Annotated in this window: 26 protein-coding genes, 1 tRNA gene and 1 rRNA gene; 17 read left to right on the top strand and 11 right to left on the bottom strand. The window is 51.4% G+C overall.

The features are described 5' to 3' along the window. Positions 1 to 29: 29 nt before the first annotated feature. From frdA to frdD, 4 genes are read left to right on the top strand one after another with little or no spacing between them, the layout of a single operon-like run. Positions 30 to 1,820 (top strand): fumarate reductase (quinol) flavoprotein subunit, encoded by a 1,791-nt coding sequence (frdA, locus tag BZK41_RS17860; RefSeq protein WP_003830519.1) that lies wholly within the window; start codon positions 30 to 32, stop codon positions 1,818 to 1,820. Beyond that, positions 1,813 to 2,547, top strand: a complete 735-nt coding sequence (frdB, locus tag BZK41_RS17855) for a fumarate reductase iron-sulfur protein (RefSeq protein ID WP_079939035.1) — start codon at positions 1,813 to 1,815, stop codon at positions 2,545 to 2,547. The genes frdA and frdB overlap by 8 nt, the downstream gene beginning before the upstream one ends. Before the next feature lie 10 nt (positions 2,548 to 2,557). After that, complete coding sequence (gene frdC, locus BZK41_RS17850) at positions 2,558 to 2,953, top strand: fumarate reductase subunit FrdC (RefSeq protein WP_003025537.1); 396 nt, start codon at positions 2,558 to 2,560, stop codon at positions 2,951 to 2,953. A 10-nt stretch (positions 2,954 to 2,963) separates the two neighbouring features. Then, positions 2,964 to 3,320, top strand: coding sequence for a fumarate reductase subunit FrdD (gene frdD / locus BZK41_RS17845; protein ID WP_032937775.1), 357 nt, complete (start codon positions 2,964 to 2,966; stop codon positions 3,318 to 3,320). A 43-nt stretch (positions 3,321 to 3,363) separates the two neighbouring features. Here the strand turns inward: frdD and ampR are convergent, their stop codons facing one another. Next, positions 3,364 to 4,239 (bottom strand): LysR family transcriptional regulator AmpR, encoded by an 876-nt coding sequence (gene ampR, locus BZK41_RS17840; protein WP_079939034.1) that lies wholly within the window; start codon positions 4,237 to 4,239, stop codon positions 3,364 to 3,366. Between the two features lie 131 nt (positions 4,240 to 4,370). Here ampR and blaCMY point away from each other — a divergent pair, with 131 nt between their 5' ends. Then, positions 4,371 to 5,516 (top strand): CMY-2 family class C beta-lactamase, encoded by a 1,146-nt coding sequence (gene blaCMY, locus BZK41_RS17835; protein WP_079939033.1) that lies wholly within the window; start codon positions 4,371 to 4,373, stop codon positions 5,514 to 5,516. A gap of 93 nt (positions 5,517 to 5,609) precedes the next feature. Then, positions 5,610 to 6,143 (top strand): lipocalin family protein, encoded by a 534-nt coding sequence (locus tag BZK41_RS17830; protein WP_001221666.1) that lies wholly within the window; start codon positions 5,610 to 5,612, stop codon positions 6,141 to 6,143. On the opposite strand, the gene sugE is transcribed toward BZK41_RS17830, so the two are convergent. After that, positions 6,140 to 6,457 carry a quaternary ammonium compound efflux SMR transporter SugE gene (gene sugE, locus BZK41_RS17825; protein WP_000118520.1) on the bottom strand — a complete coding sequence of 106 codons (318 nt, stop codon included), beginning with the start codon at positions 6,455 to 6,457 and terminating at the stop codon, positions 6,140 to 6,142. The genes BZK41_RS17830 and sugE overlap by 4 nt on opposite strands. Positions 6,458 to 6,713: 256 nt before the next feature. Here sugE and BZK41_RS17820 point away from each other — a divergent pair, with 256 nt between their 5' ends. Next, positions 6,714 to 7,313: a LuxR C-terminal-related transcriptional regulator gene (locus BZK41_RS17820; protein ID WP_003830562.1), complete on the top strand. Its 600-nt coding sequence runs from the start codon at positions 6,714 to 6,716 to the stop codon at positions 7,311 to 7,313. Between the two features lie 30 nt (positions 7,314 to 7,343). Here the strand turns inward: BZK41_RS17820 and ecnB are convergent, their stop codons facing one another. From ecnB to efp, 3 genes are all read right to left on the bottom strand, one after another. Continuing rightward, on the bottom strand, positions 7,344 to 7,490 hold the full coding sequence (ecnB, locus tag BZK41_RS17815) for a lipoprotein toxin entericidin B (RefSeq protein WP_016151395.1): 147 nt from the start codon (positions 7,488 to 7,490) through the stop codon (positions 7,344 to 7,346). A 107-nt stretch (positions 7,491 to 7,597) separates the two neighbouring features. Beyond that, a complete protein-coding gene (gene ecnA / locus BZK41_RS17810; RefSeq protein ID WP_079939032.1) occupies positions 7,598 to 7,732 on the bottom strand; it encodes a lipoprotein antitoxin entericidin A in 135 nt (44 codons plus the stop codon). Between the two features lie 57 nt (positions 7,733 to 7,789). Continuing rightward, positions 7,790 to 8,356, bottom strand: a complete 567-nt coding sequence (gene efp, locus BZK41_RS17805) for an elongation factor P (protein WP_003025478.1) — start codon at positions 8,354 to 8,356, stop codon at positions 7,790 to 7,792. Positions 8,357 to 8,397: 41 nt separating this feature from the next. Between efp and epmB the strand changes: the two genes are divergently transcribed. Continuing rightward, positions 8,398 to 9,426 (top strand): EF-P beta-lysylation protein EpmB, encoded by a 1,029-nt coding sequence (gene epmB, locus BZK41_RS17800; RefSeq protein WP_079939031.1) that lies wholly within the window; start codon positions 8,398 to 8,400, stop codon positions 9,424 to 9,426. 183 nt (positions 9,427 to 9,609) lie between these two features. Next, positions 9,610 to 10,473 carry a YjeJ family protein gene (yjeJ, locus tag BZK41_RS17795; RefSeq protein ID WP_079939030.1) on the top strand — a complete coding sequence of 288 codons (864 nt, stop codon included), beginning with the start codon at positions 9,610 to 9,612 and terminating at the stop codon, positions 10,471 to 10,473. Positions 10,474 to 10,652: 179 nt separating this feature from the next. Here the strand turns inward: yjeJ and BZK41_RS17785 are convergent, their stop codons facing one another. From BZK41_RS17785 to BZK41_RS17775, 3 genes are all read right to left on the bottom strand, one after another. Beyond that, complete coding sequence (locus BZK41_RS17785) at positions 10,653 to 11,006, bottom strand: DUF4156 domain-containing protein (protein ID WP_003025468.1); 354 nt, start codon at positions 11,004 to 11,006, stop codon at positions 10,653 to 10,655. A gap of 252 nt (positions 11,007 to 11,258) precedes the next feature. Next, a complete protein-coding gene (groL, locus tag BZK41_RS17780) occupies positions 11,259 to 12,902 on the bottom strand; it encodes a chaperonin GroEL (protein WP_003830576.1) in 1,644 nt (547 codons plus the stop codon). A gap of 43 nt (positions 12,903 to 12,945) precedes the next feature. Continuing rightward, positions 12,946 to 13,239: a co-chaperone GroES gene (locus BZK41_RS17775; protein ID WP_000027827.1), complete on the bottom strand. Its 294-nt coding sequence runs from the start codon at positions 13,237 to 13,239 to the stop codon at positions 12,946 to 12,948. A 275-nt stretch (positions 13,240 to 13,514) separates the two neighbouring features. Here BZK41_RS17775 and yjeH point away from each other — a divergent pair, with 275 nt between their 5' ends. Continuing rightward, complete coding sequence (yjeH, locus tag BZK41_RS17770) at positions 13,515 to 14,780, top strand: L-methionine/branched-chain amino acid transporter (protein ID WP_079939028.1); 1,266 nt, start codon at positions 13,515 to 13,517, stop codon at positions 14,778 to 14,780. 49 nt (positions 14,781 to 14,829) lie between these two features. Here the strand turns inward: yjeH and BZK41_RS17765 are convergent, their stop codons facing one another. Further along, positions 14,830 to 15,306: an FxsA family protein gene (locus BZK41_RS17765; protein WP_079939027.1), complete on the bottom strand. Its 477-nt coding sequence runs from the start codon at positions 15,304 to 15,306 to the stop codon at positions 14,830 to 14,832. Positions 15,307 to 15,644: 338 nt separating this feature from the next. On the opposite strand from BZK41_RS17765, the gene aspA reads away from it, so the two are divergent. The 7 genes from aspA (at position 15,645) to BZK41_RS17730 (ending at position 23,567) form a co-directional block, all read left to right on the top strand. Then, a complete protein-coding gene (gene aspA / locus BZK41_RS17760; RefSeq protein WP_048215096.1) occupies positions 15,645 to 17,081 on the top strand; it encodes an aspartate ammonia-lyase in 1,437 nt (478 codons plus the stop codon). A 115-nt stretch (positions 17,082 to 17,196) separates the two neighbouring features. After that, entirely contained in the window at positions 17,197 to 18,498 is a 1,302-nt protein-coding gene (dcuA, locus tag BZK41_RS17755) for an anaerobic C4-dicarboxylate transporter DcuA (RefSeq protein ID WP_003025449.1), read from the top strand. A gap of 128 nt (positions 18,499 to 18,626) precedes the next feature. After that, positions 18,627 to 18,974: a divalent cation tolerance protein CutA gene (cutA, locus tag BZK41_RS17750; protein WP_079939026.1), complete on the top strand. Its 348-nt coding sequence runs from the start codon at positions 18,627 to 18,629 to the stop codon at positions 18,972 to 18,974. After that, on the top strand, positions 18,950 to 20,659 hold the full coding sequence (locus tag BZK41_RS17745; protein ID WP_079939025.1) for a protein-disulfide reductase DsbD: 1,710 nt from the start codon (positions 18,950 to 18,952) through the stop codon (positions 20,657 to 20,659). Before cutA ends, BZK41_RS17745 begins: the two co-directional genes overlap by 25 nt. A 36-nt stretch (positions 20,660 to 20,695) precedes the next feature. Continuing rightward, the gene (locus BZK41_RS17740; RefSeq protein ID WP_008785982.1) at positions 20,696 to 21,271 is read left to right on the top strand and encodes a transcriptional regulator; all 576 of its coding nucleotides are present in this window, start codon (positions 20,696 to 20,698) and stop codon (positions 21,269 to 21,271) included. 152 nt (positions 21,272 to 21,423) lie between these two features. Next, positions 21,424 to 21,499: transfer RNA gene (locus BZK41_RS17735), tRNA-Phe, on the top strand. A 406-nt stretch (positions 21,500 to 21,905) separates the two neighbouring features. Then, positions 21,906 to 23,567 (top strand): fatty acid--CoA ligase, encoded by a 1,662-nt coding sequence (locus tag BZK41_RS17730; protein WP_079939024.1) that lies wholly within the window; start codon positions 21,906 to 21,908, stop codon positions 23,565 to 23,567. Positions 23,568 to 23,786: 219 nt separating this feature from the next. On the opposite strand, the gene BZK41_RS17725 is transcribed toward BZK41_RS17730, so the two are convergent. Both BZK41_RS17725 and rrf read right to left on the bottom strand, forming a co-directional pair. Continuing rightward, positions 23,787 to 25,508 (bottom strand): SulP family inorganic anion transporter, encoded by a 1,722-nt coding sequence (locus BZK41_RS17725; protein WP_079939023.1) that lies wholly within the window; start codon positions 25,506 to 25,508, stop codon positions 23,787 to 23,789. A 332-nt stretch (positions 25,509 to 25,840) separates the two neighbouring features. Continuing rightward, a 5S ribosomal RNA gene (gene rrf / locus BZK41_RS17720) occupies positions 25,841 to 25,956 on the bottom strand. Between the last annotated feature and the right edge of the window lie 9 nt (positions 25,957 to 25,965).

Genomic DNA, 25,965 nt, shown 5'->3' with positions numbered 1-25,965 from the left:
ATGAAATAACAACAATCTGGAGGAATGTCGTGCAAACCTTTCAAGCCGATCTTGCCATTATAGGCGCCGGTGGCGCGGGATTACGTGCTGCAATTGCTGCCGCACAAGCAAATCCCAACGCTAAAATCGCACTGATCTCAAAAGTGTACCCAATGCGCAGCCATACCGTTGCTGCCGAAGGCGGCTCTGCTGCTGTCGCGCAGGATCATGACAGCTTTGACTACCATTTTCACGATACGGTAGCAGGCGGAGACTGGCTGTGTGAGCAGGATGTCGTGGATTACTTTGTCCACCACTGCCCAACTGAAATGACGCAGCTGGAACAATGGGGCTGCCCATGGAGCCGTCGTGAAGACGGTAGCGTCAACGTACGTCGCTTCGGCGGCATGAAAATCGAGCGTACCTGGTTTGCCGCGGATAAGACCGGCTTCCACATGCTGCATACGCTGTTCCAAACATCTTTGCAGTTCCCGCAGATTCAGCGCTTTGACGAACACTTCGTTCTGGATATCCTGGTTGACGACGGTCATGCTCGCGGCCTGGTTGCCATGAACATGATGGAAGGCACTCTGGTGCAGATCCGTGCTAACGCTGTTGTTATGGCAACGGGCGGCGCAGGTCGTGTTTACCGTTACAACACCAACGGCGGCATCGTAACCGGCGACGGTATGGGCATGGCGTTGAGCCACGGCGTTCCGCTGCGTGATATGGAATTCGTTCAGTATCACCCAACAGGTCTGCCAGGTTCCGGTATCCTGATGACGGAAGGCTGCCGTGGTGAAGGCGGTATTCTGGTCAACAAAAACGGCTACCGTTATCTGCAAGACTACGGCATGGGTCCGGAAACCCCGCTGGGCGAGCCAAAAAACAAATACATGGAACTCGGTCCGCGCGACAAAGTTTCTCAGGCGTTCTGGCACGAATGGCGCAAAGGCAACACCATTTCCACTCCGCGTGGCGATGTGGTTCACCTCGACCTGCGTCACCTCGGCGAGAAAAAACTGCTCGAACGTTTACCGTTCATCTGCGAACTGGCGAAAGCTTACGTGGGTGTCGATCCGGTTAAAGAACCGATCCCGGTACGTCCGACCGCGCACTACACCATGGGCGGTATCGAAACCGATCAGCACTGTGAAACCCGCATTAAAGGTCTGTTCGCTGTCGGCGAATGTTCCTCTGTTGGTCTGCATGGCGCTAACCGTCTGGGTTCTAACTCCCTGGCAGAACTGGTGGTCTTCGGTCGTATGGCCGGTGAGCAGGCTGCAGAACGCGCTGCAACGGCTGGCGCTGCAAACAGTGCCGCTCTTGACGCACAGGTTGCTGGCGTTGAAAAACGTCTGAAAGATCTGGTTAACCAGGAAGGTAACGAAAACTGGTCTAAGATCCGTGACGAAATGGGCCTGTCCATGGAAGAAGGTTGCGGTATCTACCGTACGCCGGAACTCATGCAGAAAACCGTTGATAAGCTGGCGGAACTGCAGGAACGCTTCAAGCGCGTACGTATCACTGATACCTCCAGCGTCTTCAACACCGACCTGCTGTATACCATCGAACTGGGTCACGGTCTGAACGTTGCTGAATGTATGGCGCACTCTGCTCTGGCGCGTAAAGAATCCCGCGGCGCGCACCAGCGTCTGGATGAAGGCTGCACCGAGCGTGACGATGTGAACTTCCTCAAACACACCCTCGCCTTCCGCGATGCTGACGGCACGACTCGCCTGGAATACAGCGACGTGAAAATCACCACTCTGCCACCGGCTAAACGTGTTTACGGTGGCGAAGCGGAAGCAGCCGATAAGAAGGAGAAGGCGAATGGCTGAGATGAAAAACCTGAAAGTTGAGGTGGTGCGCTATAACCCGGAAACCGATACCGCGCCGCACAGTGCTTTCTACGAAGTTCCTTATGATGAAACCACGTCACTGCTGGATGCGCTGGGCTACATCAAGGATAACCTGGCACCGGACCTGAGCTACCGCTGGTCCTGCCGTATGGCGATCTGCGGCTCCTGCGGCATGATGGTCAACAATGTACCGAAACTGGCATGCAAAACCTTCCTGCGTGATTACACCAACGGCATGAAGATTGAAGCGCTGGGCAACTTCCCGATTGAGCGCGATCTGGTCGTCGACATGACGCACTTTATCGAAAGCCTGGAAGCGATCAAACCGTACATTATCGGTAACCCGCGTACACCGGATCAGGGTCCAAACACCCAGACTCCGGCGCAGATGGCGAAGTATCATCAGTTCTCCGGTTGCATCAACTGTGGTCTGTGCTATGCCGCGTGTCCGCAGTTCGGCCTGAACCCTGAGTTCATTGGACCGGCTGCGATTACGCTGGCGCATCGTTACAACGAAGATAGCCGCGACCACGGTAAGAAGGAGCGTATGGCTCAGTTGAACAGCCCGAACGGCGTGTGGACCTGTACTTTTGTGGGCTACTGCTCCGAAGTCTGCCCGAAACACGTCGATCCGGCTGCGGCCATTCAGCAGGGTAAAGTTGAAAGTTCAAAAGACTTTCTTATCGCTACCCTGAAACCACGCTAAGGAGTGCACGATGACGACTAAACGTAAAGCCTATGTGCGGCCAATGACGTCCACCTGGTGGAAAAAGCTGCCATTTTATCGTTTTTACATGCTGCGTGAAGGCACGGCAGTTCCGGCAGTCTGGTTCAGCATTGAACTGATTATCGGCCTGTTTGCACTCAAGCATGGTGCAGAGTCCTGGATGGGCTTTGTCGCCTTTTTGCAAAACCCGGTGGTGGTAATCCTTAACATTATCGCCCTAGCTGCAGCGCTGCTGCATACCAAAACCTGGTTTGAGCTGGCGCCAAAAGCAGCCAACATCATCGTAAAAGACGAAAAAATGGGGCCAGAGCCGATCATCAAAGGTCTCTGGGCAGTTACTGTGGTTGCGACAGTAGTCATACTGTTTGTTGCCCTGTTCTGGTAAGGAGTCCGGAATGATTAATCCAAATCCAAAACGCTCTGACGAACCCGTATTCTGGGGCCTGTTTGGTGCAGGCGGTATGTGGAGCGCAATCATTGCGCCGGTAATGATCCTGCTGGTAGGCATTATGCTGCCGCTGGGCTTTGTTCCTGATGCTTTCAGCTATGAACGCATACTGGCATTCGCTCAGAGCTTCATCGGACGTGCGTTTCTGTTCCTGATGATCGTTCTGCCGCTGTGGTGTGGTTTACACCGTATGCACCACGCGATGCATGACCTGAAAATCCACGTGCCTGCTGGCAAATGGGTATTCTACGGACTGGCAGCTATCCTGACCGTTGTAACGGCGATTGGTATTCTGACCATCTAAGTACATGCGTTAATGATCAGGCCCGCCATTGGCGGGCCTTTTTTTATTTGTGCAGCACCCCGGTCAACCAACGGGAAAATTCACGCATCGCCGGTGTTTCCGGGCGCGATTGCAAACGCGTTATCCAGTAGCTTCCCAAATCAATCTGCGTTAAAAACGGCTGAACGATACGTTCACTGCTGAGTAAATGCGTGAACATTCTGACTGGTGCAATTGCCACACCAATCCCCGCCTGAGCGGCTTCCAGCATGGTGACGGACGAATCAAACACCATCACGTTGTGCGTCGGTGACGGAGGCGCCTCTCCGGCCGCCTGCATCCAAAGCGCCCATTCATCACGTCGATACGATCGCAATAATGGAAATTTCAGGATGTCCGCAGGTGCTTTAATCTGCGAAGCCAATGTTGGCGAGCACAGCGGAGACATCAGCGCACTACATAAATATTGCGCATCGGTATCGTGCCAGGCTCCCCCTCCGTAACGAATGGTATAATCCAGCCCTTCGGCAGCGGGATCCACGCGGTTATTATGGGTAGAAATATGCAAATCAATATGCGGGTAACTGCGCTTAAAATCGCTCAGCAGAGGGAAAAGACAACCGATCGCAAAAGTCCCCACCACGCCAATTTTAAGTTTTTCCTGGGTCTGTTTGGTGGCAAAACGATCCAGCATCCCCGCCATACGATCGAAAGAATCATTAAGTACAGGTAACAGACTTTCTCCCTCTGTCGTCAACATTAACCCACGAGAGCCCCGCACAAAAAGCTGACAATTTAGCTGCTGCTCCAGCGCTTTTACATGCTGACTGATGGCAGAATGCGTCACGTTGAGCTCAATCGCGGCGCGGGTAAAACTGAGATGTCTGGCCGCGGCTTCAAAAGCCCGCAGCGAGTTAAGAGGGATATAGCTACGCGTCATCATCCGGCCTGTTAGAAAAACTTATATCTGCTGCTAAATTTAACCGTTTGTCAACACGATGCAAATCAAACACACTGATTGCGTCTGACGGGCCCGGACACCCTTTCGCTTTTAATTACGGAACTGATTTCATGATGAAAAAATCGTTATGCTGCGCTCTGCTGCTGACAGCCTCTTTCTCCACGTTTGCCGCCGCAAAAACAGAACAACAGATTGCCGATATCGTTAATCACACCATCACCCCGTTGATGCAGGAGCAGGCTATTCCGGGTATGGCCGTTGCGGTTATCTACCAGGGTAAACCCTATTATTTCACCTGGGGTAAAGCCGATATCGCCAATAACCACCCAGTCACGCAGCAAACGCTGTTTGAGCTAGGGTCGGTCAGTAAGACGTTTAACGGCGTGTTGGGCGGCGACGCTATCGCCCGCGGCGAAATTAAGCTCAGCGATCCGGTCACGAAATACTGGCCAGAACTGACAGGCAAACAGTGGCAGGGTATCAGCCTGCTGCACTTAGCCACCTATACGGCAGGTGGCCTGCCGCTGCAGATCCCCGATGACGTTACGGATAAAGCCGCATTACTGCGCTTTTATCAAAACTGGCAGCCACAATGGACTCCGGGCGCTAAGCGTCTTTACGCTAACTCCAGCATTGGTCTGTTTGGCGCGCTGGCGGTGAAACCCTCAGGTATGAGCTACGAAGAGGCGATGACCAGACGCGTCCTGCAACCATTAAAACTGGCGCATACCTGGATTACGGTCCCGCAAAGCGAACAAAAAGATTATGCCTGGGGCTATCGCGAAGGGAAGCCCGTACACGTTTCTCCGGGACAACTTGACGCCGAAGCCTATGGTGTGAAATCCAGCGTTATTGATATGGCCCGCTGGGTTCAGGCCAACATGGACGCCAGCCAGGTTCAGGAGAAAACACTCCAGCAGGGCATTGAGCTTGCGCAGTCTCGCTACTGGCGTATTGGCGATATGTACCAGGGATTAGGCTGGGAGATGCTGAACTGGCCGCTGAAAGCTGATTCGATCATCAACGGTAGCGACAGCAAAGTGGCATTGGCAGCGCTTCCCGCCGTTGAGGTAAACCCGCCCGCCCCCGCAGTGAAAGCCTCATGGGTACATAAAACGGGATCCACTGGTGGATTTGGCAGCTACGTTGCCTTCGTTCCAGAAAAAAACCTTGGCATCGTGATGCTGGCAAACAAAAGCTATCCTAACCCTGCCCGCGTCGATGCAGCCTGGCGTATTCTTGAAAAACTGCAATAACTGACAAGGAGGCCCAGGATATTGGGCCTCCTTTCTTTCTCTTTTTTTCCTGTTGTCATCTACACTTAACAAAAATACAGCAAGGAAAATCCCATGCGCATTTTGCCCGTCGTTGCTGCAGTTACGGCTGCATTTCTGGTTGTCGCGTGTAGTTCCCCGACACCGCCGAAAGGCGTTACCGTGGTGAACAACTTTGATGCCAAACGTTATCTGGGCACCTGGTATGAAATAGCGCGTTTCGACCATCGTTTCGAGCGCGGGTTGGATAAAGTGACCGCAACGTACAGTTTGCGCGACGACGGCGGCATCAACGTGATCAATAAAGGCTATAACCCTGACAGGGAGATGTGGCAGAAAACGGAAGGGAAAGCCTATTTCACTGGAGATCCAAGCAGAGCCGCGCTTAAGGTTTCGTTCTTCGGCCCCTTCTATGGCGGATATAACGTAATTGCACTCGACCGGGAATATCGTCACGCACTGGTTTGCGGTCCGGATCGCGACTACCTGTGGATCCTTTCACGGACCCCGACTATTTCAGATGAAATGAAACAGCAAATGTTAGCCATCGCGACCCGGGAAGGGTTTGAGGTGAATAAACTTATTTGGGTGAAACAGCCTGGCGCTTAGTGAGTACTCAGCTTCAGACCAATAATGCCAGCAACGATCAGCCCAAGGCTCAGCAAACGCGCCGGGCTGGCAGACTCACCCAGCAGTAAAATCCCTGTAATGGCCGCCCCAACAGCACCAATACCGGTCCAGACCGCATAAGCGGTTCCTACAGGTAATGTGCGCATTGCCCAGGAGAGCATGGCGATACTGACGATCATAGCCGCAATAGTGATGATGCTTGGCGTCAAACGCGTAAAACCATGGGTGTATTTCAGGCCAATCGCCCAGACGACTTCGAGCAAACCTGCAATTAATAAAACGATCCAGGACATATCAGGCTCCAGAACTATGGGGCCGTCCCCGGTGAAAGAAGCGTTTGCAGGTCGTCCTACAAAGCTGATGTGTGAAATGGCATTTTTGCCCGGAAGAAAATGAATTTCAACCTTTTTATTCACTGCCTGCTAAAAGCAAGAATTAAGCATAATTAGCGGCGTAGTTCCCGCATTTGGCACTCATCGGAGTTCTCTATGATGAAGGGCTTTCTGAAACCAGAAAGTCGATTGCTCCTCTTCTGAATGCGAAACGTTTATGCTTAAAATTTTAGTGATTGACCGGTGCCACTTTACCCGCACAGGGATAGAGGCCTTGCTTAATCATTCTGGCAGGTTCAGCTCTTCATTTCTGGTATCAGGAATCAATAATCTCCTGTTAGCAAAAGAGCATATTTTGCAATGGAAACCGCATCTGGTGATCGCGGATTTATACAGTTTTATTAGCGAGACGCACTCCAGTCCGCCAATTAAACCTTTTTTTATGAGTTGTGGCGTCATCCCACTGATTTTACTGCAATCAGCAGACAGACAGCATGCCCCTATCGTGCCCTCTCAATCCGTCGCCCATTCGGTCTTAACCAAGCACACCACGCTGAACACACTCTCCCACACAATTCAGGAAGCGCTTCAGGTTCGCCCCGCATTAGAAATAGCCAAAAACGCCACGCCTTTGCTTACGCCGCAAGAGGAGAAAGTATTATCAATGTGGATGGATGGTGTGAGTAACAATGCCATTGCCGCCGCGCTCAGCATTCATGGCAAAACGGTCTACACCTATAAGCGGAATATCCGTATGAAACTGCACCTGGGGAACCGCTTCTCGCCGTTCCTTTCACTCCCTGGGAAGGGAGATTAACGGTACGACACGACGTCGTACCGTTCATGATTATTGCTGAGCTTTTGTCGCTGCACCAGAGATTGCGCTACCGCCTTCAGAGATATCCTGCCCAACACCTTTTGTTGTATTGCACGCAGTCAACACTGAAGAAAGAACCAACACAGAAAAGATCGCAGCAATTGTCTTCTTAACCATAACGTCTTCCTTTTCTAGCCAATATTGTTTGTGTATAGCTACTTAATAATAGACAAGATCTGGGAGTGTGATGGATAAACAACCGTTTTTAAGACTATATGAAAGGATTAGCTGGCGGCGTGAGAGATTGAATTGCCAAGATGTTTGATGTCTTCACCGAAGCCGCGCGCGGTATTGCAACCCGTCAGGAGGGTGCTGGTGAAAAGGAGTAGTATTACAAGACCGAGAAGACGTTTCATCATTCCTGCCCTGGAAAAAGTATGGCGCAGCAACCTGCGCCATAAGATCAAATAGAAGACTTATTTTACGCGAGAAACGTATTCGCCGGAGCGGGTATCCACTTTGATCACTTCGCCGATCTGTACGAACAGCGGAACTTTAACGACTGCGCCGGTAGACAGGGTAGCCGGTTTGCCGCCAGTACCAGCGGTATCGCCTTTCAGACCTGGGTCGGTTTCAACAACTTCCAGCTCAACGAAGTTCGGCGGAGTTACGGAGATCGGCTGACCGTTCCACAGGGTCACGATGCATTCAGCCTGGTCCAGCAGCCATTTAGCGTTATCGCCTACCGCTTTCTCGTCTGCAGCCAGCTGTTCGAAAGTGGTGTTATTCATAAAGTGCCAGAACTCACCGTCGCTATACAGGAAGGTCAGGTTCATGTCGGCTACGTCTGCGCCTTCAGCGGAGTCAGTAGACTTGAAGGTTTTCTCTACGCGAGTACCGGTCAGCAGGCGACGCAGCTTAACGCGCGCAAACGCCTGACCTTTACCTGGTTTAACGAATTCGCTGGCTTCAACCGCATAAGGTTCGCCGTCCAACATGATTTTAAGACCAGCACGAAAATCGTTGCTATAGTACGTTGCCATAAGGCCCTCTGAAAATTGTTAACTGGTAGCTAAGCCACAAAATGGCGCATATTGTAACCCTAAATACCCCATCCAGAGAAGATTGGTTATCGCAACTTGCCGATGTTGTGACCGATCCTGATGAACTTCTGCATCTTTTGAATATAGACGCAGATGAAAAACTGTTGGCCGGACGCGACGCGAGACGGCTTTTCGCCCTGCGCGTGCCGCGCGCGTTTATTGCCCGCATGGAGAAAGGCAACCCGGACGATCCGCTTTTGCGTCAGGTGCTTACCTCACAGGAAGAGTTTGTTGCCGCACCTGGCTACTCGACCGATCCGCTGGAAGAACAGCACAGCGTGGTTCCCGGTCTGCTGCATAAATATCGCAATCGGGCACTGCTGCTGGTCAAAGGCGGTTGCGCGGTAAATTGTCGCTATTGCTTCCGCCGCCACTTCCCATACGCCGAAAACCAGGGCAATAAGCGCAACTGGCAGGTCGCCCTCGACTACATTAACGCGCATCCTGAGCTGGATGAGATCATCTTCTCCGGTGGCGATCCGTTAATGGCCAAGGACCACGAACTGGACTGGTTGCTCACGCAACTGGAAGCTATTCCGCACATTAAGCGTCTGCGTATTCACAGCCGTTTGCCGATTGTTATCCCGGCTCGCATTACAGAAGGACTGGTCGAGCGCTTTGCACACTCCTCCTTGCAGATTCTGCTGGTCAATCACATTAACCATGCCAATGAAGTTGATGAGACGTTTCGCCAGGCGATGAGCAGTCTGCGCGCCGCGGGCGTTACGCTACTCAACCAAAGCGTATTGCTGCGTGGTGTGAACGATAACGCACAAACGCTCGCCAACCTTAGCAACGCACTGTTTGATGCGGGTGTGATGCCCTATTACCTGCACGTGCTGGATAAAGTGCAGGGTGCCGCCCACTTTATGGTCAGCGATGATGAAGCGCGTCAAATTATGCGTGAACTGCTAACGCTGGTTTCCGGTTACATGGTCCCCAAACTGGCGCGAGAAATTGGCGGAGAGCCAAGTAAAACGCCGCTGGACCTGCAGTTACGCCAACAATAACCATTATTGAGTGTCCGATTCCGGACACTCTCCACGATTACTTATTATTTAAATCCCCGCAAGTGGAGTCACACTTTTAATCTGTGCTATTTTAATTAGCTCTGTTAAATTATTCATTCGTAGATTTTATCAATAGTTTCAAATGCAGAATATTAATAAATATATGGTTAGGGAGAACCTGTTATGGCTATAAGTATTAAGGGTATTAATACCGGCGTGATTCGCCAAAAGAATGAATTCATTGCTCTGGCATTAAAGATAAAAGAGCCAAGAAATAAGGAATCGTTGTTTTTTCTTTCTCCGCTTGGGTTAAGAGACTTGCTTATCGCCCTGGAAAGCAGGCTCTCTGCTAAACATCAGCTTAGCGAAAACGAGCGTGCGCAATATGAGAAAGAATGCGAAAAAGCCAGCAAAAAAATGCACGAAAATATTCCATTAATTCAGGAGGACGAACTAAAAAATGCGGATATTAACCGTCGCATAAATTCACTGATGTTAGTGGATGACAAAGGGGAAAACTTAGCATTTTCTCTGACGCTGCATGACGGGAAAACAGACGAATTACGGGTTAATGAATTACAGATTCAGGTGTTGGCACATGCAATTATTCACGCAATAAATAATGCTGGCATGCGAGAACTCGCGTTACGAATAACATCGCTGCTGGATTTCCTGCCGCTGTACGATGTTGATTGTCAGCAAAACGACAATCTGGAATACGACGCTTATACACACCCCGAATGGAAACATAACCTGTTTAATCATTATCTGGCAGTTATTTACCTCTATACGGATGATAAAGGAAAAGCTCAGTTCTGTGGTTCGGTAGTGAAAACTCGCGCCCTTTCCGGTAGCAAAGAAGCCGAAGCCATTACTCGCCGTCTTCTCGACTTCAGCCCGCGGCTGAAAAAACTTGCCGGTGTACCGTGCCAGGTGTTTGTCAGAACGTTGACGGGTGATAAGACACAAAAGCTCAATCAGGATCAGTGCCTGCGCGCGCTGCATCATTTACGCGTTCAGTCTGCGCATAAGACTCAGAATGCCTGATGGCGCTGCGCTTATCAGGCCTACGATTGTATGAGCCTGTCCAGGCCACTTTATTACACAAAATCATTCAATCTGCATCGCGGCGGCAAGCGAAGAAAATCCCCAGGAGCATAGATAACTATGTGACTGGGGTTTCACAGCGCAGCCAACAAAGAGGCTGGTTGAAGGATGAAGTGTAATCAGTTAGGGCACTTATAAACCTGTCCAATCATCTCACTGGCGGTAGGAACAAAGCTGGACAGCATTCCCTGTGATGGGCTGCTGACGCCATAAATCACGTTACCGCCCATTGCCGCAGCCTGGTTACGCAGATCGTTTGCTGCGCCACGCATTGAGCCGCCCTCTTCGCCGTGCTGGCCAGAAAGCCAGTTGCTTTGCTTACCGGTTGCAGTGCCTATCAATTGGCACTCTGCGCCAGGCTTGTCTTCGACGAAGCGTACGCTTTGCCCGGCTGAACTCAGTTCATTGCTGGAGCTACAACCCGCCATCAGTAGCGCGGCACCAACGATCCCTGCTAAATATTTCACGTGCATGTCATTCCCCATAATCAATTAGTTGGACGTTATGTCCGTAGCTGAATCATATACTAAAAAGATGACCAAAAGAAAAACCCCCAGACATTTCTGCCCGAGGGTTTCTCAATTCTGGGAGATGAGCACCCAAATCATTCTGGTTGCAGGAAGGCGGCCAGTTTGTTAATCCCCAGAAGCTTACTCAAGTAAGTGACTGGGGTTAGCAAACGCAGCCAACGCATCTGCAGCCTGAAGGATGCAGGGGGTGGGCAATTACATCATGCCGCCCATTCCACCCATACCACCCATACCGGCAGCACCTAAGTCAGGCGCATCGCCTTTCGGCAGGTCGGTAACCATGCACTCGGTGGTGATCATCAGACCCGCAACAGAAGCCGCGTACTGCAGAGCAGAACGAGTTACTTTGGTTGGATCCAGGATACCCATGTCGATCATGTTGCCGTATTCTTCAGTTGCAGCGTTGTAACCGTAGTTACCGTCACCAGCTTTCACGGTGTTAGCCACTACAGACGGCTCTTCGCCGCAGTTCAGTACGATTTGACGCAGTGGGGATTCCATTGCGCGCAGCGCAACTTTGATACCTACGTTCTGGTCTTCGTTCTGACCTTTCAGGCCGGCAATTTTAGACGCTACGCGAATCAGCGCAACACCACCACCAGCAACCACGCCTTCTTCTACCGCAGCACGGGTAGCGTGCAGGGCATCTTCAACGCGGGCTTTCTTCTCTTTCATTTCTACTTCAGTCGCAGCACCAACTTTGATAACTGCAACGCCGCCTGCCAGTTTCGCTACGCGCTCCTGCAGTTTTTCACGGTCATAGTCAGAAGTTGCTTCTTCGATCTGCTGACGAATCTGAGTCACGCGACCCTGGATTGCAGCTTCGTCGCCCACGCCATCGATGATGGTGGTGGTGTCTTTGTTGATAACAACGCGTTTCGCCTGACCCAGATCTTCCAGAGTTGCTTTTTCCAGCTCCATACCGATCTCTTCAGAGATAACGGTACCACCGGTCAGGGTTGCGATATCCTGCAGCATTGCTTTACGACGATCGCCGAAGCCAGGTGCTTTAACCGCAGCGACTTTCACGATACCGCGCATGGTGTTAACAACCAGAGTTGCCAGCGCTTCGCCTTCAACATCTTCAGCGATGATCAGCAGCGGTTTGCCTGCTTTCGCTACAGCTTCCAGAACCGGCAGCATTTCGCGGATGTTGGAGATTTTCTTATCAGCCAGCAGGATGAACGGGCTTTCCAGTTCTACTGCGCCAGTTTCCGGCTTGTTGATGAAGTAAGGAGACAGGTAGCCACGGTCGAACTGCATACCTTCAACCACGTCCAGTTCGTCCTGCAGACCGGTACCGTCTTCAACGGTGATCACGCCTTCTTTACCGACTTTGTCCATCGCTTCAGCGATCAGTTTACCTACGGTTTCGTCGGAGTTAGCGGAGATGGTACCAACCTGAGCAATAGCTTTAGAGTCGGAGCACGGTACGGACAGTGCTTTCAGTTCTTCAACAGCAGCAGCGACAGCTTTGTCGATACCACGTTTCAGATCCATCGGGTTCATGCCCGCAGCAACGGCTTTCAGACCTTCAGTGATGATGGACTGAGCCAGTACGGTTGCGGTGGTGGTACCGTCACCTGCAGCGTCGTTCGCTTTAGAGGCAACTTCTTTCACCATCTGCGCACCCATGTTTTCGAACTTGTCTTCCAGTTCGATTTCACGTGCTACGGAAACACCATCTTTAGTGATGGTCGGTGCACCGAAAGATTTATCCAGAACTACGTTACGGCCTTTTGGACCGAGGGTAACTTTCACTGCATCTGCCAGTACGTTTACGCCGCGCAGCATTTTCACACGAGCGTCGTTACCGAATTTTACGTCTTTAGCTGCCATTTTCTCTTTCCCTTAAATTCGTATGTTCAGTGTCGTTCGCGGATTAGGCTTCAACAATTGCCAGGATGTCGCTTTCAGACATGATCAACACTTCTTCATTGTCGATCTTCTCAGATTTAACTCCGTAGCCATCGTTGAAAATAACGATATCGCCGACTTTCACGTCCAGCGGCTGTACGGTACCGTTGTCCAGGATGCGACCCTTACCGACAGCGATGATTTCGCCACGAGTTGATTTACCTGCTGCAGAACCAGTCAGTACGATGCCGCCAGCAGATTTTGATTCAACTTCTTTACGTTTGACGATCACACGATCATGTAACGGACGAATACTCATTGATAGCTCTCCTTTGAGAAAGTCTTTATCAGTTATGGGTGACGCCGGCCCGTAAACGGTTTCCCGGCTAGTGACCAGAGAGATGGGGATGGGGTTTTGTGCCTTCAAGGGGGCAAGCGAAAAAAATTTTTTATCAGCAGAAAATCCCGTCAAAACGCCGACGCACCTCACATTTCATAACGATTTCAGCCACGTCGTCATAAGCAAATCTGATTGTGATACCATCAAAAATCTGCGCTGTAGCCCGGTCAATGGGCATAACCGGATAACAATTTATGAGCGGACTGAAACAAGAGCTGGGACTGGCTCAGGGCGTTGGCCTGTTGTCGACATCATTGTTAGGTACAGGCGTTTTTGCCGTCCCCGCGCTGGCCGCACTGGTTGCGGGCAACAACAGCCTGTGGGCATGGCCGGCGCTGATTGTTTTGGTCTTTCCCGTGGCGATTGTCTTCGCCGTACTGGGGCGTCATTTTCCCAGTGCAGGCGGTGTGGCACATTTTGTCGGCATGGCCTTTGGTTCACGTCTGGAGCGCGTCACCGGATGGTTATTTTTGTCGGTCATTCCTGTCGGTTTGCCTGCAGCATTGCATATCGCCGCCGGATTCGGTCAGGCGATGTTTGGCTGGCATGACGAGCAGCTTCTGCTGGCTGAGCTCGGTACGCTGGCATTGGTTTGGTACATCGGCTCCCGCGGCGCAAGCTCAAGCGCTAATCTGCAAACGGTCATTGCCGGATTGATTGTTGCCCTCATAGTCGCTATCTGGTGGGCAGGCGATCTGAAACCAGGCGAAATCCCCTTCCCTGCGATTACCGATATCGAGTTTCCCGGCCTGTTCGCCGCGCTGTCGGTGATGTTCTGGTGTTTTGTCGGCCTTGAAGCGTTTGCCCACCTGGCGTCTGAATTCAAAAATCCGGAACGAGACTTCCCACGCGCACTGATGATTGGCCTGCTGCTGGCAGGGTCTGTTTATTGGGCATGCACCGTCGTCGTTCTCCATTTTGGTGCCTATGGCGAGCAAATGGCGGCCGCAGCGTCGCTGCCAGAAATCGTCGTGCAACTGTTTGGTGTGCAGGCACTGTGGGTCGCCTGCATCATTGGTTATCTGGCCTGTTTTGCCAGCCTCAACATTTATATTCAAAGTTTCGCCCGACTGGTCTGGTCGCAAGCGCAGTATAAGCCGGAGAGTTATCTGGCTCGCCTGTCCCCCCGCCACCTTCCGCGCAATGCGCTAAACGCCGTATTGGGCTGCTGCGTAGTCAGTACTCTGTGCATCTATATGCTGCAAATCAATCTCGATGCGTTAATCGTCTACGCCAACGGCATCTTTATTATGATTTATTTGCTGTGCATGTTGGCGGGGTGTCGATTACTGAAAGGGCATTATCGCGCACTGGCGGTCATTGGAGGTCTGCTGTGCCTACTGCTACTGGCGATGGTCGGCTGGAAGAGCCTGTACGCGTTGATTATGCTGGCAGGACTGTGGCTGTTTTTACCCCGCAGGCCGGATAAGGCAACGTTGACGCCATCATCCGGCCTATAAATACTATTGCCGGATGGCGCTAACGCTTATCCGGCCTTCATACTGATGCTTAATCCCGACGATCGTCTTTATGTTCGATGCTGTCGTGCTTGTCATCCTTGCGCTGAAATTCACCATCAAAAGTCTCACCGCCACCCGTTCCGGCGCTAAAACCACCGCCAGGCATACGCGAAAAACGTAAATGTGGCAGCAGTTTCATCGTCAGATGTTTTTGCACCGGGGGTAATAAAAGAAGAAGACCGAGGAAATCGGTGAAAAAACCAGGCAGCACCAACAGCAGGCCAGCGATAATCAGCGATACACTTTTGATCATTTCTGCAGCCGGACTTTCACCAGCCGCCATTTTTTGTTGCATCAGTAAAAAGTTCTTAAATCCCTGATTACGAACCAGAGACATACCGATAACCGACGTAAAAATAACCAAAATCAGCGTCATCAGGACACCCATCACATGGGCAACCTGAATAAAAATGGATATCTCTATATAAACATAGAGAAAAATGGCAAGTAATGGTATCCAGCGCAAAGGGATCTCCTGTTAATAACAGCCGTTTTGTTCAACTTCTGTTCGAAAAATTATGTTAATCGCATCGATTTGATATTGTGGTGGTTAGCAAAATTTCAAGTGGCTTGTACACTAATATTTGGGGTTAATCACAAAGGGGTGATCCATTTCACAGAATAATAAATAAGGGGTAAATTCCACGCTTTAAGTGATCCAGATTACGGTAGAAATCCTTAACCAGCATATGATCTCGGGTATCAGACCGATGCAGGGGATAATCGTCGGTCGAGAAACAATCGAAATCACATATATCCTGTGTGTTTAGTCAAATCATTGGCAGCTTGAAAAAGAAGGTTCACATGTTAAACAACATTCGTATCGAAGAAGACTTGTTGGGTACCAGGGAAGTTCCAGCGGACGCCTACTACGGTGTCCACACTCTGAGAGCGATTGAAAACTTCTACATTAGCAACAACAAAATCAGCGATATTCCTGAATTTGTTCGCGGTATGGTAATGGTTAAAAAGGCAGCGGCAATGGCCAACAAAGAGCTGCAAACCATTCCTAAGAGTGTGGCAAATGCCATCATCGCGGCGTGTGATGAAGTCCTGAATAACGGAAAATGCATGGATCAGTTCCCGGTAGACGTTTACCAGGGTGGTGCGGGTACCTCCGTCAACATGAACACCAACGAAGTTCTGGCCAATATCGGTCTGGAACTGATGGGTCACCAGAAAGGTGAATATCAGTACCTGAACCCGAACGACCACGTTAACAAATGTCAGTCTACCAACGACGCATACCCAACTGGCTTCCGTATCGCTGTATACGCATCCATCATCAAACTGATTGATGCACTGAACCAGCTGCGTGAAGGCTTCGAGAAAAAAGCTGTTGAATTCCAGGACATCCTGAAAATGGGTCGTACCCAGCTGCAGGATGCTGTACCGATGACCCTCGGTCAGGAATTCCATGCTTTTAGCGTACTGTTGAAAGAAGAAGTGAAAAACATTAGCCGTACCGCTGAGCTGCTGCTGGAAGTTAACCTCGGCGCGACTGCAATCGGTACTGGTCTGAACACGCCGAAAGAGTACTCTCCGCTGGCAGTACAGAAACTGGCTGAAGTCACCGGCTTCGCCTGTGTTCCGGCAGAAGACCTGATTGAAGCAACTTCTGACTGTGGCGCATACGTTATGGTGCACGGCGCACTGAAACGTCTGGCTGTGAAGATGTCCAAAATCTGTAACGACCTGCGTTTGCTCTCCTCTGGTCCGCGTGCGGGTCTGAACGAGATCAACCTGCCGGAACTGCAGGCTGGTTCTTCTATCATGCCAGCTAAAGTGAACCCGGTCGTTCCGGAAGTAGTAAACCAGGTGTGCTTCAAAGTCATCGGTAACGACATCACTGTTACCATGGCATCTGAAGCTGGTCAGCTGCAGCTGAACGTAATGGAGCCGGTCATTGGCCAGGCAATGTTTGAATCCATTCACATTCTGAGCAATGCTTGCTACAACCTGCTGGAAAAATGCGTTAGTGGTATCACTGCTAACAAAGAAGTCTGTGAAGCGTTTGTATTCAACTCCATCGGCATCGTTACTTACCTCAACCCGTTCATCGGTCACCACAACGGCGACATCGTCGGTAAAATTTGTGCCGAAACCGGTAAGAGCGTACGTGAAGTTGTCCTTGAGCGCGGTCTGTTGACCGAGTCTGAACTGGACGATATCTTCTCTGCACAGAACCTGATGCACCCTGCTTATAAAGCAAAACGTTATACTGATGAAAGCGAACAGTAATCGTGTAGGGTAGTACCGGAGAAGGCACGTCATGATGACGTGCCTTTTTTCTTACTCGAAGTTACTTAAAAACAACAATTTAATATCAACTTGTTAAACAACAAGGAAGGCTAATATGATAGTTTTAGAACTTATCATCGTTTTGCTGGCAATCTTTTTAGGTGCCAGACTTGGGGGTATCGGTATTGGATTTGCAGGTGGGCTGGGTGTCCTGGTTCTCGCCGCTATCGGCGTAAAACCCGGTAATATCCCGTTCGATGTTATTTCCATCATCATGGCGGTTATCGCTGCCATTTCAGCTATGCAGATTGCAGGTGGTCTGGACTATCTGGTTCATCAAACTGAAAAACTGCTGCGTAAGAACCCGAAATACATCACGATCCTTGCACCTATCGTGACCTATTTCCTGACTATCTTCGCAGGTACCGGCAACATCTCTCTGGCAACGCTGCCGGTTATCGCTGAAGTTGCGAAGGAACAAGGGATCAAACCTTGCCGCCCGCTCTCTACCGCAGTGGTTTCTGCACAGATTGCAATTACGGCTTCTCCAATCTCCGCAGCCGTAGTTTACATGTCTTCTGTAATGGAAGGTCATGGCATCAGCTACATTCACCTGCTGTCCGTGGTCATTCCGTCCACCCTGCTGGCTGTTCTGGTTATGTCCTTCCTGATCACTGCACTGTTCAACTCCAAACTGTCTGACGACCCGATTTATCGTAAGCGTCTGGAAGAAGGCCTGGTTGAACTGCGCGGTGAAAGACAAGTTGAAATCAAAGCTGGCGCGAAAACCTCCGTTTGGTTGTTCCTGCTGGGCGTGGTTTGCGTCGTTGTATACGCCATCATCAACAGCCCAAGCCTTGGCCTGGTCGCTAAACCGCTGATGAACACCACCAACGCAATTCTGATCATCATGCTGAGCGTCGCAACGCTGACCACGATCGTCTGCCGCGTTGAAACTGACTCCATCCTGAACTCCAGCACCTTCAAAGCCGGTATGAGCGCCTGTATTTGTATCCTGGGTGTTGCATGGCTGGGTGATACCTTCGTATCTCACAACATTGACTGGATCAAAGATACTGCAGGTAGCGTAATTCAGGGTCATCCGTGGCTGCTGGCTGTCATCTTCTTCTTTGCTTCTGCGCTGCTGTACTCTCAGGCTGCAACCGCTAAAGCACTGATGCCGATGGCTCTGGCTCTGAACGTTTCCCCACTGACCGCTGTTGCGTCTTTCGCAGCTGTTTCTGGCCTGTTCATTCTGCCAACCTACCCAACTCTGGTTGCGGCAGTTCAGATGGATGACACCGGTACAACCCGCATCGGTAAATTCGTCTTTAACCATCCGTTCTTCATCCCAGGCACCCTGGGTGTGGTTCTGGCTGTCTGCTTCGGCTTCTTGCTGGGCAGCTTCATGCTGTAAGTTTTTCCTGCAGGGTGCCTGGGCGCCCTGCAGTTCCTCCTCCCCACCCCGCTTTAACTAACATCCTTCCCTCGTCCGTTGTATAGTGACCATTCTTTTGCTGGTTACTCTGTTCTTTCGAGGTGTTTATGCTTGATGTAAAGAGTCAGGATATTGCCATCCCCGATACCGTTGTGGTGCTCTGTACCGCTCCGGATGAAGCAACCGCCCAGGATCTCGCCGCCAAAGTGCTGGCGGAAAAGCTGGCTGCCTGCGTGACCCTGCTACCCGGTGCGACCTCCCTCTACTATTGGGAAGGCAAACTGGAACAGGAATATGAAGTCCAGATGATTTTAAAAACCACCGTCACACACCAGCAAGCCCTTCTCGATTGCCTGAAGTCACATCATCCGTATCAAACGCCTGAACTTCTGGTTTTACCCGTCACTCACGGAGACTTTGATTACCGCTCATGGCTCAACGCATCCTTACGCTGATCCTGCTGCTGTGCAGCACATCTACCTTTGCCGGATTATTTGACGCGCCTGGCCGCTCGCAGTTTGTTCCTGCCGATCGGGCGTTTGTTTTTGATTTTCAGCAAAACCAACACGATCTAAACCTCACATGGCAGGTTAAAGATGGCTACTATCTGTATCGCAAACAAATAAGCATTACGCCATCTCAGGCCGATATTGCCGAGGTAAAACTGCCGCCAGGCGTCTGGCATGAAGATGAGTTTTACGGCAAAAGTGAGATTTACCGTAAACAGCTGGCTGTCCCGATCACGGTCAATCAGGCTAAGTCTGGCGCAACATTAACGATCACATACCAGGGCTGCGCCGACGCCGGATTTTGCTATCCACCAGAAACAAAAACGGTGCCATTAAGTGAAGTGTCTGCCGGTTCCGCGGCAGCCCCTGCACCAGCCCCAGCCACTGCAGATCCGCAAGAGAAACCGCAGCCCACGGCCCAACTCCCCTTCTCCGCGCTGTGGGCATTGCTGATCGGAATTGGTATCGCATTTACGCCCTGCGTACTGCCGATGTATCCACTGATTTCCGGTATCGTACTGGGTGGTAAGCAACGCTTATCAACCGGACGGGCACTGCTGCTGACGTTTATCTACGTTCAAGGGATGGCGCTCACCTATACCGCGCTGGGTTTGGTTGTTGCAGCCGCCGGTTTACAGTTCCAGGCAGCGCTTCAGCATCCCTACGTCCTGATTGGCCTTGCCGTCATCTTTACGCTGCTGGCTCTGTCGATGTTTGGCCTGTTCACACTGCAACTGCCTTCATCGCTGCAAACGCGTCTCACGCTAATGAGTAACCGCCAGCAAGGTGGATCTCCCGGCAGCGTCTTTGCGATGGGGGCAATTGCTGGCCTCATCTGTTCTCCTTGCACAACGGCCCCGCTAAGCGCGATTTTGCTGTATATCGCTCAGAGCGGGAACATGTGGCTGGGAGGCGGCACACTGTATCTGTATGCGTTGGGGATGGGATTACCCCTGATGCTGATTACCGTATTTGGCAACCGCCTGCTGCCTAAAAGTGGCCCATGGATGGAACATGTCAAAACCGCTTTTGGCTTTGTCATTCTGGCGCTTCCCGTCTTCTTACTCGAACGTATCGTTGGCGACGAGTGGGACGTTCGCTTATGGTCACTGTTAGGCGTCGCGTTCTTTGGCTGGGCGTTCATCACCAGCCTACAGGCAAAGCACGCCTGGATGCGTATCGCACAGATTGTCCTGTTAGCCGCAGCACTGGTAAGCGTGCGTCCATTGCAGGACTGGGCGTTCGGCGCGCCGCATGCTCAAACCCAGACACACCTTAACTTCACGCCAGTGGCATCGGTGGATGCGTTAAATCAGGCTCTGGCGCAAGCCAAAGGCAAGCCCGTGATGTTGGATCTGTATGCCGACTGGTGCGTAGCCTGTAAAGAGTTTGAGAAGTATACATTCAGCAATCCACAGGTTCAGCAAGCGCTAGGCGACACAGTGCTGTTGCAGGCGGATGTAACGGCAAACAATGCCCAGGATGTCGCTTTGCTAAAACATCTACAGGTTTTAGGTTTGCCGACTATCTTGTTCTTTGATGCCGAGGGGAAAGAGCACCCGGAAGCTCGGGTTACGGGCTTTATGGATGCCGCGACCTTCAGCGCACATTTGCGCGATCGCCAACCGTGAGCGACACTTGCAACAGGAAATACGGAGGAGAATACCGTGCAACGTGAAGATGTCCTGGGAGAAGCCCTGAAATTACTTGAGGTGCAAGGGATAGCCAATACCACGCTGGAAATGGTGGCCGAACGTATCGATTATCCTCTGGATGAACTGCAGCGCTTTTGGCCCGATAAAGAGGCCATTCTGTACGATGCGTTACGTTACCTCAGCCAGCGGGTGGATATCTGGCGGCGTCAGCTTTTGCTGGATGACACGCTGAGCGCTGAGCAGAAATTACTGGCGCGCTACACTGCGCTGTCCGAATGCGTGAGCAATAATCGCTATCCCGGCTGTCTGTTCATCGCCGCCTGTACGTTTTACCCTGATCCCGGGCATCCGATCCATCAGTTAGCCGATCAGCAAAAAAAGGCAGCACATGACTTCACCCATGAACTGCTGACGACGCTGGAAGTTGACGACCCGGCAATGGTCGCCAAACAGATGGAACTGGTGCTGGAGGGCTGCCTGAGCCGCATGCTGGTTAATCGTAGCCATGCTGATGTCGAAACGGCACACCGTCTGGCTGAAGATATCCTGCGCTTTGCCCAGTGCCGAATGGGCGGTGCACTAACCTAAGTGAGCATTATCTGTTTTCGTCGCATCTGTCGGAAAGATTTGTGCAAACTTCAGGCACAACCATGCGGATTGCCGCAATATTAAGCGGTTGAACAATGTTTCCAGAAATTTGATTGACTGACAGACGTGAATACGGTTTAATGCGCCCCGTTGCCCGGATAGCTCAGTCGGTAGAGCAGGGGATTGAAAATCCCCGTGTCCTTGGTTCGATTCCGAGTCCGGGCACCACTATTTAGAAAAACCAGCCTTAGGGCTGGTTTTTTGCTTTCTGGGGTCCGCCAGATTTCTGATTGTTTTGTCCACAGCGACTCCAACCCTACCTCATCACGACACTTAAACCTTTCACTGGCACCACGATGGTACTGTAAAAAATATAGCGGTATCAGGAACACCTCTTTTTCTGGCGTGCTTAACCGTAGGCCATATCTGAACAACCTTGGGCACAATACTGTTGCGGAAGCGCCAGGTCGCACCGCTCTCTTCCAGATGGCGTTACAGGGTACGCACATTCATCCCCAGGGGCTGGAGTTGGTGCGCCGCCTCGACATCTGAAGCAAACGCCAGGGAGCAAAGGCCAACCTTCATCTACAATTGCCATCATACCGAGCAAATAGTGAGTCAACGAGGAATCTGGATGGTGAAAACAAGAATCATACAGTCAGCGCAGGGAGCCCATGCCTATCCGCTGCTGATCAAGAGCCTACTGCTGTCGGGTGGGCGCTCTCATCCAGAGCGAGAAATCGTCTACGCCGATAAACTGCGTTACGACTATCGCACCCTCAAACTGCGCATCCATCGCCTGGCAAACATGCTGACAGCGGCCGGTGTCATGCCTGGGGACACCGTCGCCCTGCTAGATTGGGACAGCCATCGCGCCCTCGAGTGCTTCTTCGCGGTGCCCATGATTGGCGCCGTGCTACACACGGTGAACGTCCGCTTCTCGGCGGACCAAATCGCTTACACCATGAATCATGCCGAGGACAACCTGGTACTGGTGCACGACGACTTCTTACCGGTTGTCGAGTCACTGGCAGAGACGCTGACCACTGCCCGGGGATACATCCAGCTTAGCGACGAAGAATCGAAGGCGACCAACCTGCCTGTGCAAGGGGAATATGAGACCCTGCTGGCCTCAGCGGGGGATCGCTTTGACTTCCCCGACTTCGATGAAAACTCGATAGCTACCTTGTTCTACACCACAGGAACCACGGGGAATCCCAAGGGTGTCTACTTCAGCCATCGCCAGCTGGTCCTGCACACGCTCAATGAGCTGGGCCTCCTGGCAGCCCACGAGGGACAGTCGCTGCTACGATCGCACGATGTCTACATGCCGATCACTCCTATGTTCCACGTGCATGCCTGGGGCGCCCCCTATGTCGCAACAATGCTGGGCGTGAAGCAGGTATACCCCGGCCGTTACGAACCCAACAAGCTGGTGCGGTTGTATCACGATGAGGGTGTAACCTTCTCGCACTGTGTACCAACCATTTTGCAGATGATCCTTGAGTGCGACGAAGCCACACAGACCGATCTATCGAGATGGAAGATGTTGCTGGGTGGCAGTTCACTGTCCCTTGGACTGGCGACACAAGCCCACCATAGAGGCATACGCATTCACGCCGGCTATGGCATGTCTGAGACCTGTCCCCTGCTCTGTATGACCCACTTAAGCGATGCCGAGCTGGCCCTTCCCATGGATGAACAGTTACCCCTGCGGATTCGGACCGGCCTGCCTGTCCCGTTGGTGGATCTGCGTATCGTCGATAGTGAAGGCCGGGAGGTGGTGCACGACGGAGAAACCCTGGGCGAAATAGTGGTGCGAGCCCCTTGGTTGACTCAGGGCTACCTGAAGGAACCCGAAAAAGGGGCTGAGCTATGGAATGGCAGTTGGCTGCACACCGGCGATATAGCCTCTATCGATCCCCATGGGATAGTAGAAATCAAGGATCGCATCAAAGACGTAATCAAGACAGGCGGTGAGTGGATAAGCACGCTGGAGCTGGAGAGCCTCATCAGCTCACACGTGGCGGTCAGGTCGGTAGCCGTCGTCGGGATACCTGATGAACAGTGGGGCGAACGCCCCCTGGCTTTGGTGGTGTGCAAGGAAGGGGAAGACCTGGAGCCGCAGACCATAGCGGCACATCTACAAGGATTCGTCGACCGCGGCCACATCACTAAATGGGCGATCCCACGACAGATAAGGATAGTCCCAGATATTCCCAAAACCAGCGTCGGCAAGATCAACAAGCGCCTGATTCGGGAGCTTGAAGCCAGCAATGGGAAGGATAGCATTTAAGTGATTTGTCGCATTCACTGCGTAAGGTTAACAACAGTCACACTGCTTATATTTCAGGTAGCTTGCCAATATCAATGCTCTGCCGGGGAACTCACCGTCCCCGCGCGGATGCTGTTCCCCCTTTTAGTAACTTGGGGTTCCGGTCGATGTCAGGTCCTGCTGGATGAAAAATCCGCCCCCAACCCTTCCATCCAGCCTGATCACTTACCTAAATCTGCTTTATTCAACAACGCCAGATTCATCCTCACTCATGCTTTCTTTGCTTTGAATGAACCGGAGCGCCAAATAAAGGTCTGGTGCCAGAATCATGTCGTCGTCTTTCATTGTCGGTCGACTCTCCTTAAACCAGCGTGTTAACTCCGTTTTCCGGCCCGCAAGAATTAACTTAATCTGCCGCCCATTCAGGTCCCGTTTTAACTCATTAATGGTTGCCAGAACGCTGATATCTGAATAGGTAAAGCAAGAAACGGCGTCAATGACCACCCATTTAGGTTGTAGTACTGCACCATCGACTAAATTTAAAACACGGCGCTTAAAATAGGCCACATTAAAATAGGTCAGCGGTGAGTTAAATCGGTACATCAACACGCCAGGGATCATTTTCACATCAGTTGAATTACCTAATGAGTGAATCATCCCATTTTCGTCAATTCCCAATAAGTGTTCAGTAGGACGAAAAACTGTGCGCAGGAACTGCAACAGACCCAGCAATACCGCAAGGCCAATCCCCTGAATAACACCAATAATCAGAACACAACCAAAGGTGAAGAATGCCAGGCGAAATGCGGACTTATTTCTTCGTCTCAGATTCCAGAGTCCGCGTAAATCAATCAATGACCACGATGCATAAATTAGAACAATACCTAATGCAGATACCGGAATAAATGGTAATGGCTGCGTGAAAAATACTACAACGATTCCGATGATTAAGGCTGCAACAACGGAAACCAGCTGGCTTTTTCCTCCAGAGGAATCATTTACCGCAGTCCGGGAATCGGCTCCGCTAATCGCAAACCCCTGAGATAAGCCAGACATCAGATTCGCGACCCCTAAAGCCCTGAACTCAGCATCAGCATTTATTTCGTATCCATTTTTCGCGGCAAAACTGCGAGCGGTTAGCATCAGGCTAACAAAACTGACTAATGCCAAGTTCAGCGCAGGGATCAATAAATCACGCGCCAGACCAGGCTGAAACGATCCCCAGTGAACGACAGGCAAACCAGGCTGGAAGCCCGATCCCCCAATAGTAGCAATCCCATACTGCTGCGCAGATGTGATCCATACCAGTGCCGTTGTTATCACAATAGCAATCAACGGTGCTGGCCATTGACTACGAAACGTTTTGATAGCAATTAAAATCGCTAAAGTTAGGATGGAGATCCCTAAGGTTAATAAATGAATTTCTGAGAGTCGGCCTGGCAGGGCAATGATCTTCTCAATCACTTGCTCTTCATCAAGCGTAATCCCCAACACTTTACCGAGTTGCCCGACAATAATCGTCACGGCAACGCCGTTAAGCAAACCCGTTAGAATGGGATGCGAAAGCAGGTCAGCAAGCGCGCCCAGGCGAAATTTACTGGCAAGCAGGCACCATCCCCCCATCATCACGGTCATGACGATTGTTAACTGCCAGTGAAGTTCTGGGTTTCCGGCAGAAAGAGGAACCACAACGGCCGCAATCACCGCGCAGGTCGTGGCATCAGGGCCAACAATCAATTGGCGGGAAGAACCAAACAGCGCATAAGCTAGCATTGGCAAAACGCAGGAATATAACCCGACGATTGCCCCGACTCCCGCCAACTCAGCGTAAGCAATCGCAACCGGTAGTGCTACGGCAGCAACGGATAACCCGGCTTTAACATCATATTTTAGCCAGCTTTTATCGTACGCTAATAAATTTTTCAGTCCCGGCATGTAGTTTAATACCATTTTTCCGAACACTTTATTCTCCGGATAGACCCTTACTAATAGATAAAGGTACACGTAACTGTCGCAGGAGATCCTGATATTTTCGGGAGGTAATACAGAAAATTCATATTGGGGGTTTACCGCGTATGCCGCAGGATGGCTTGTGTTACGGAGGCTCAGAATATGGCTTTGCACCCGATGGTGCGGTGTCGTGATGTGCCTGATGCGCTGCGCTTATCAGCGCCTACACCCAGGTAACAACGGCTGTAGGCCGGATAAGGCGGCACGCCGCATCCGGCGGTTTTTATCCCGCACAGACGCAAAAAAGCCCATCCGTCAGGATGGGCTTCTTCACTTTAATTAATGCCTGGCAGTTCCCTACTCTCGCATGGGGAGACCCCACACTACCATCGGCGCTACGGCGTTTCACTTCTGAGTTCGGCATGGGGTCAGGTGGGACCACCGCGCTACAGCCGCCAGGCAAATTCTG

It is taken from the genome of Citrobacter sp. A316 (assembly GCF_002042945.1).
GTDB classification, from domain to species: domain Bacteria; phylum Pseudomonadota; class Gammaproteobacteria; order Enterobacterales; family Enterobacteriaceae; genus Citrobacter; species Citrobacter portucalensis.
Note: the sequence above shows the minus strand (reverse complement) of the source record. Positions and strands in the feature narration are given on the sequence as shown.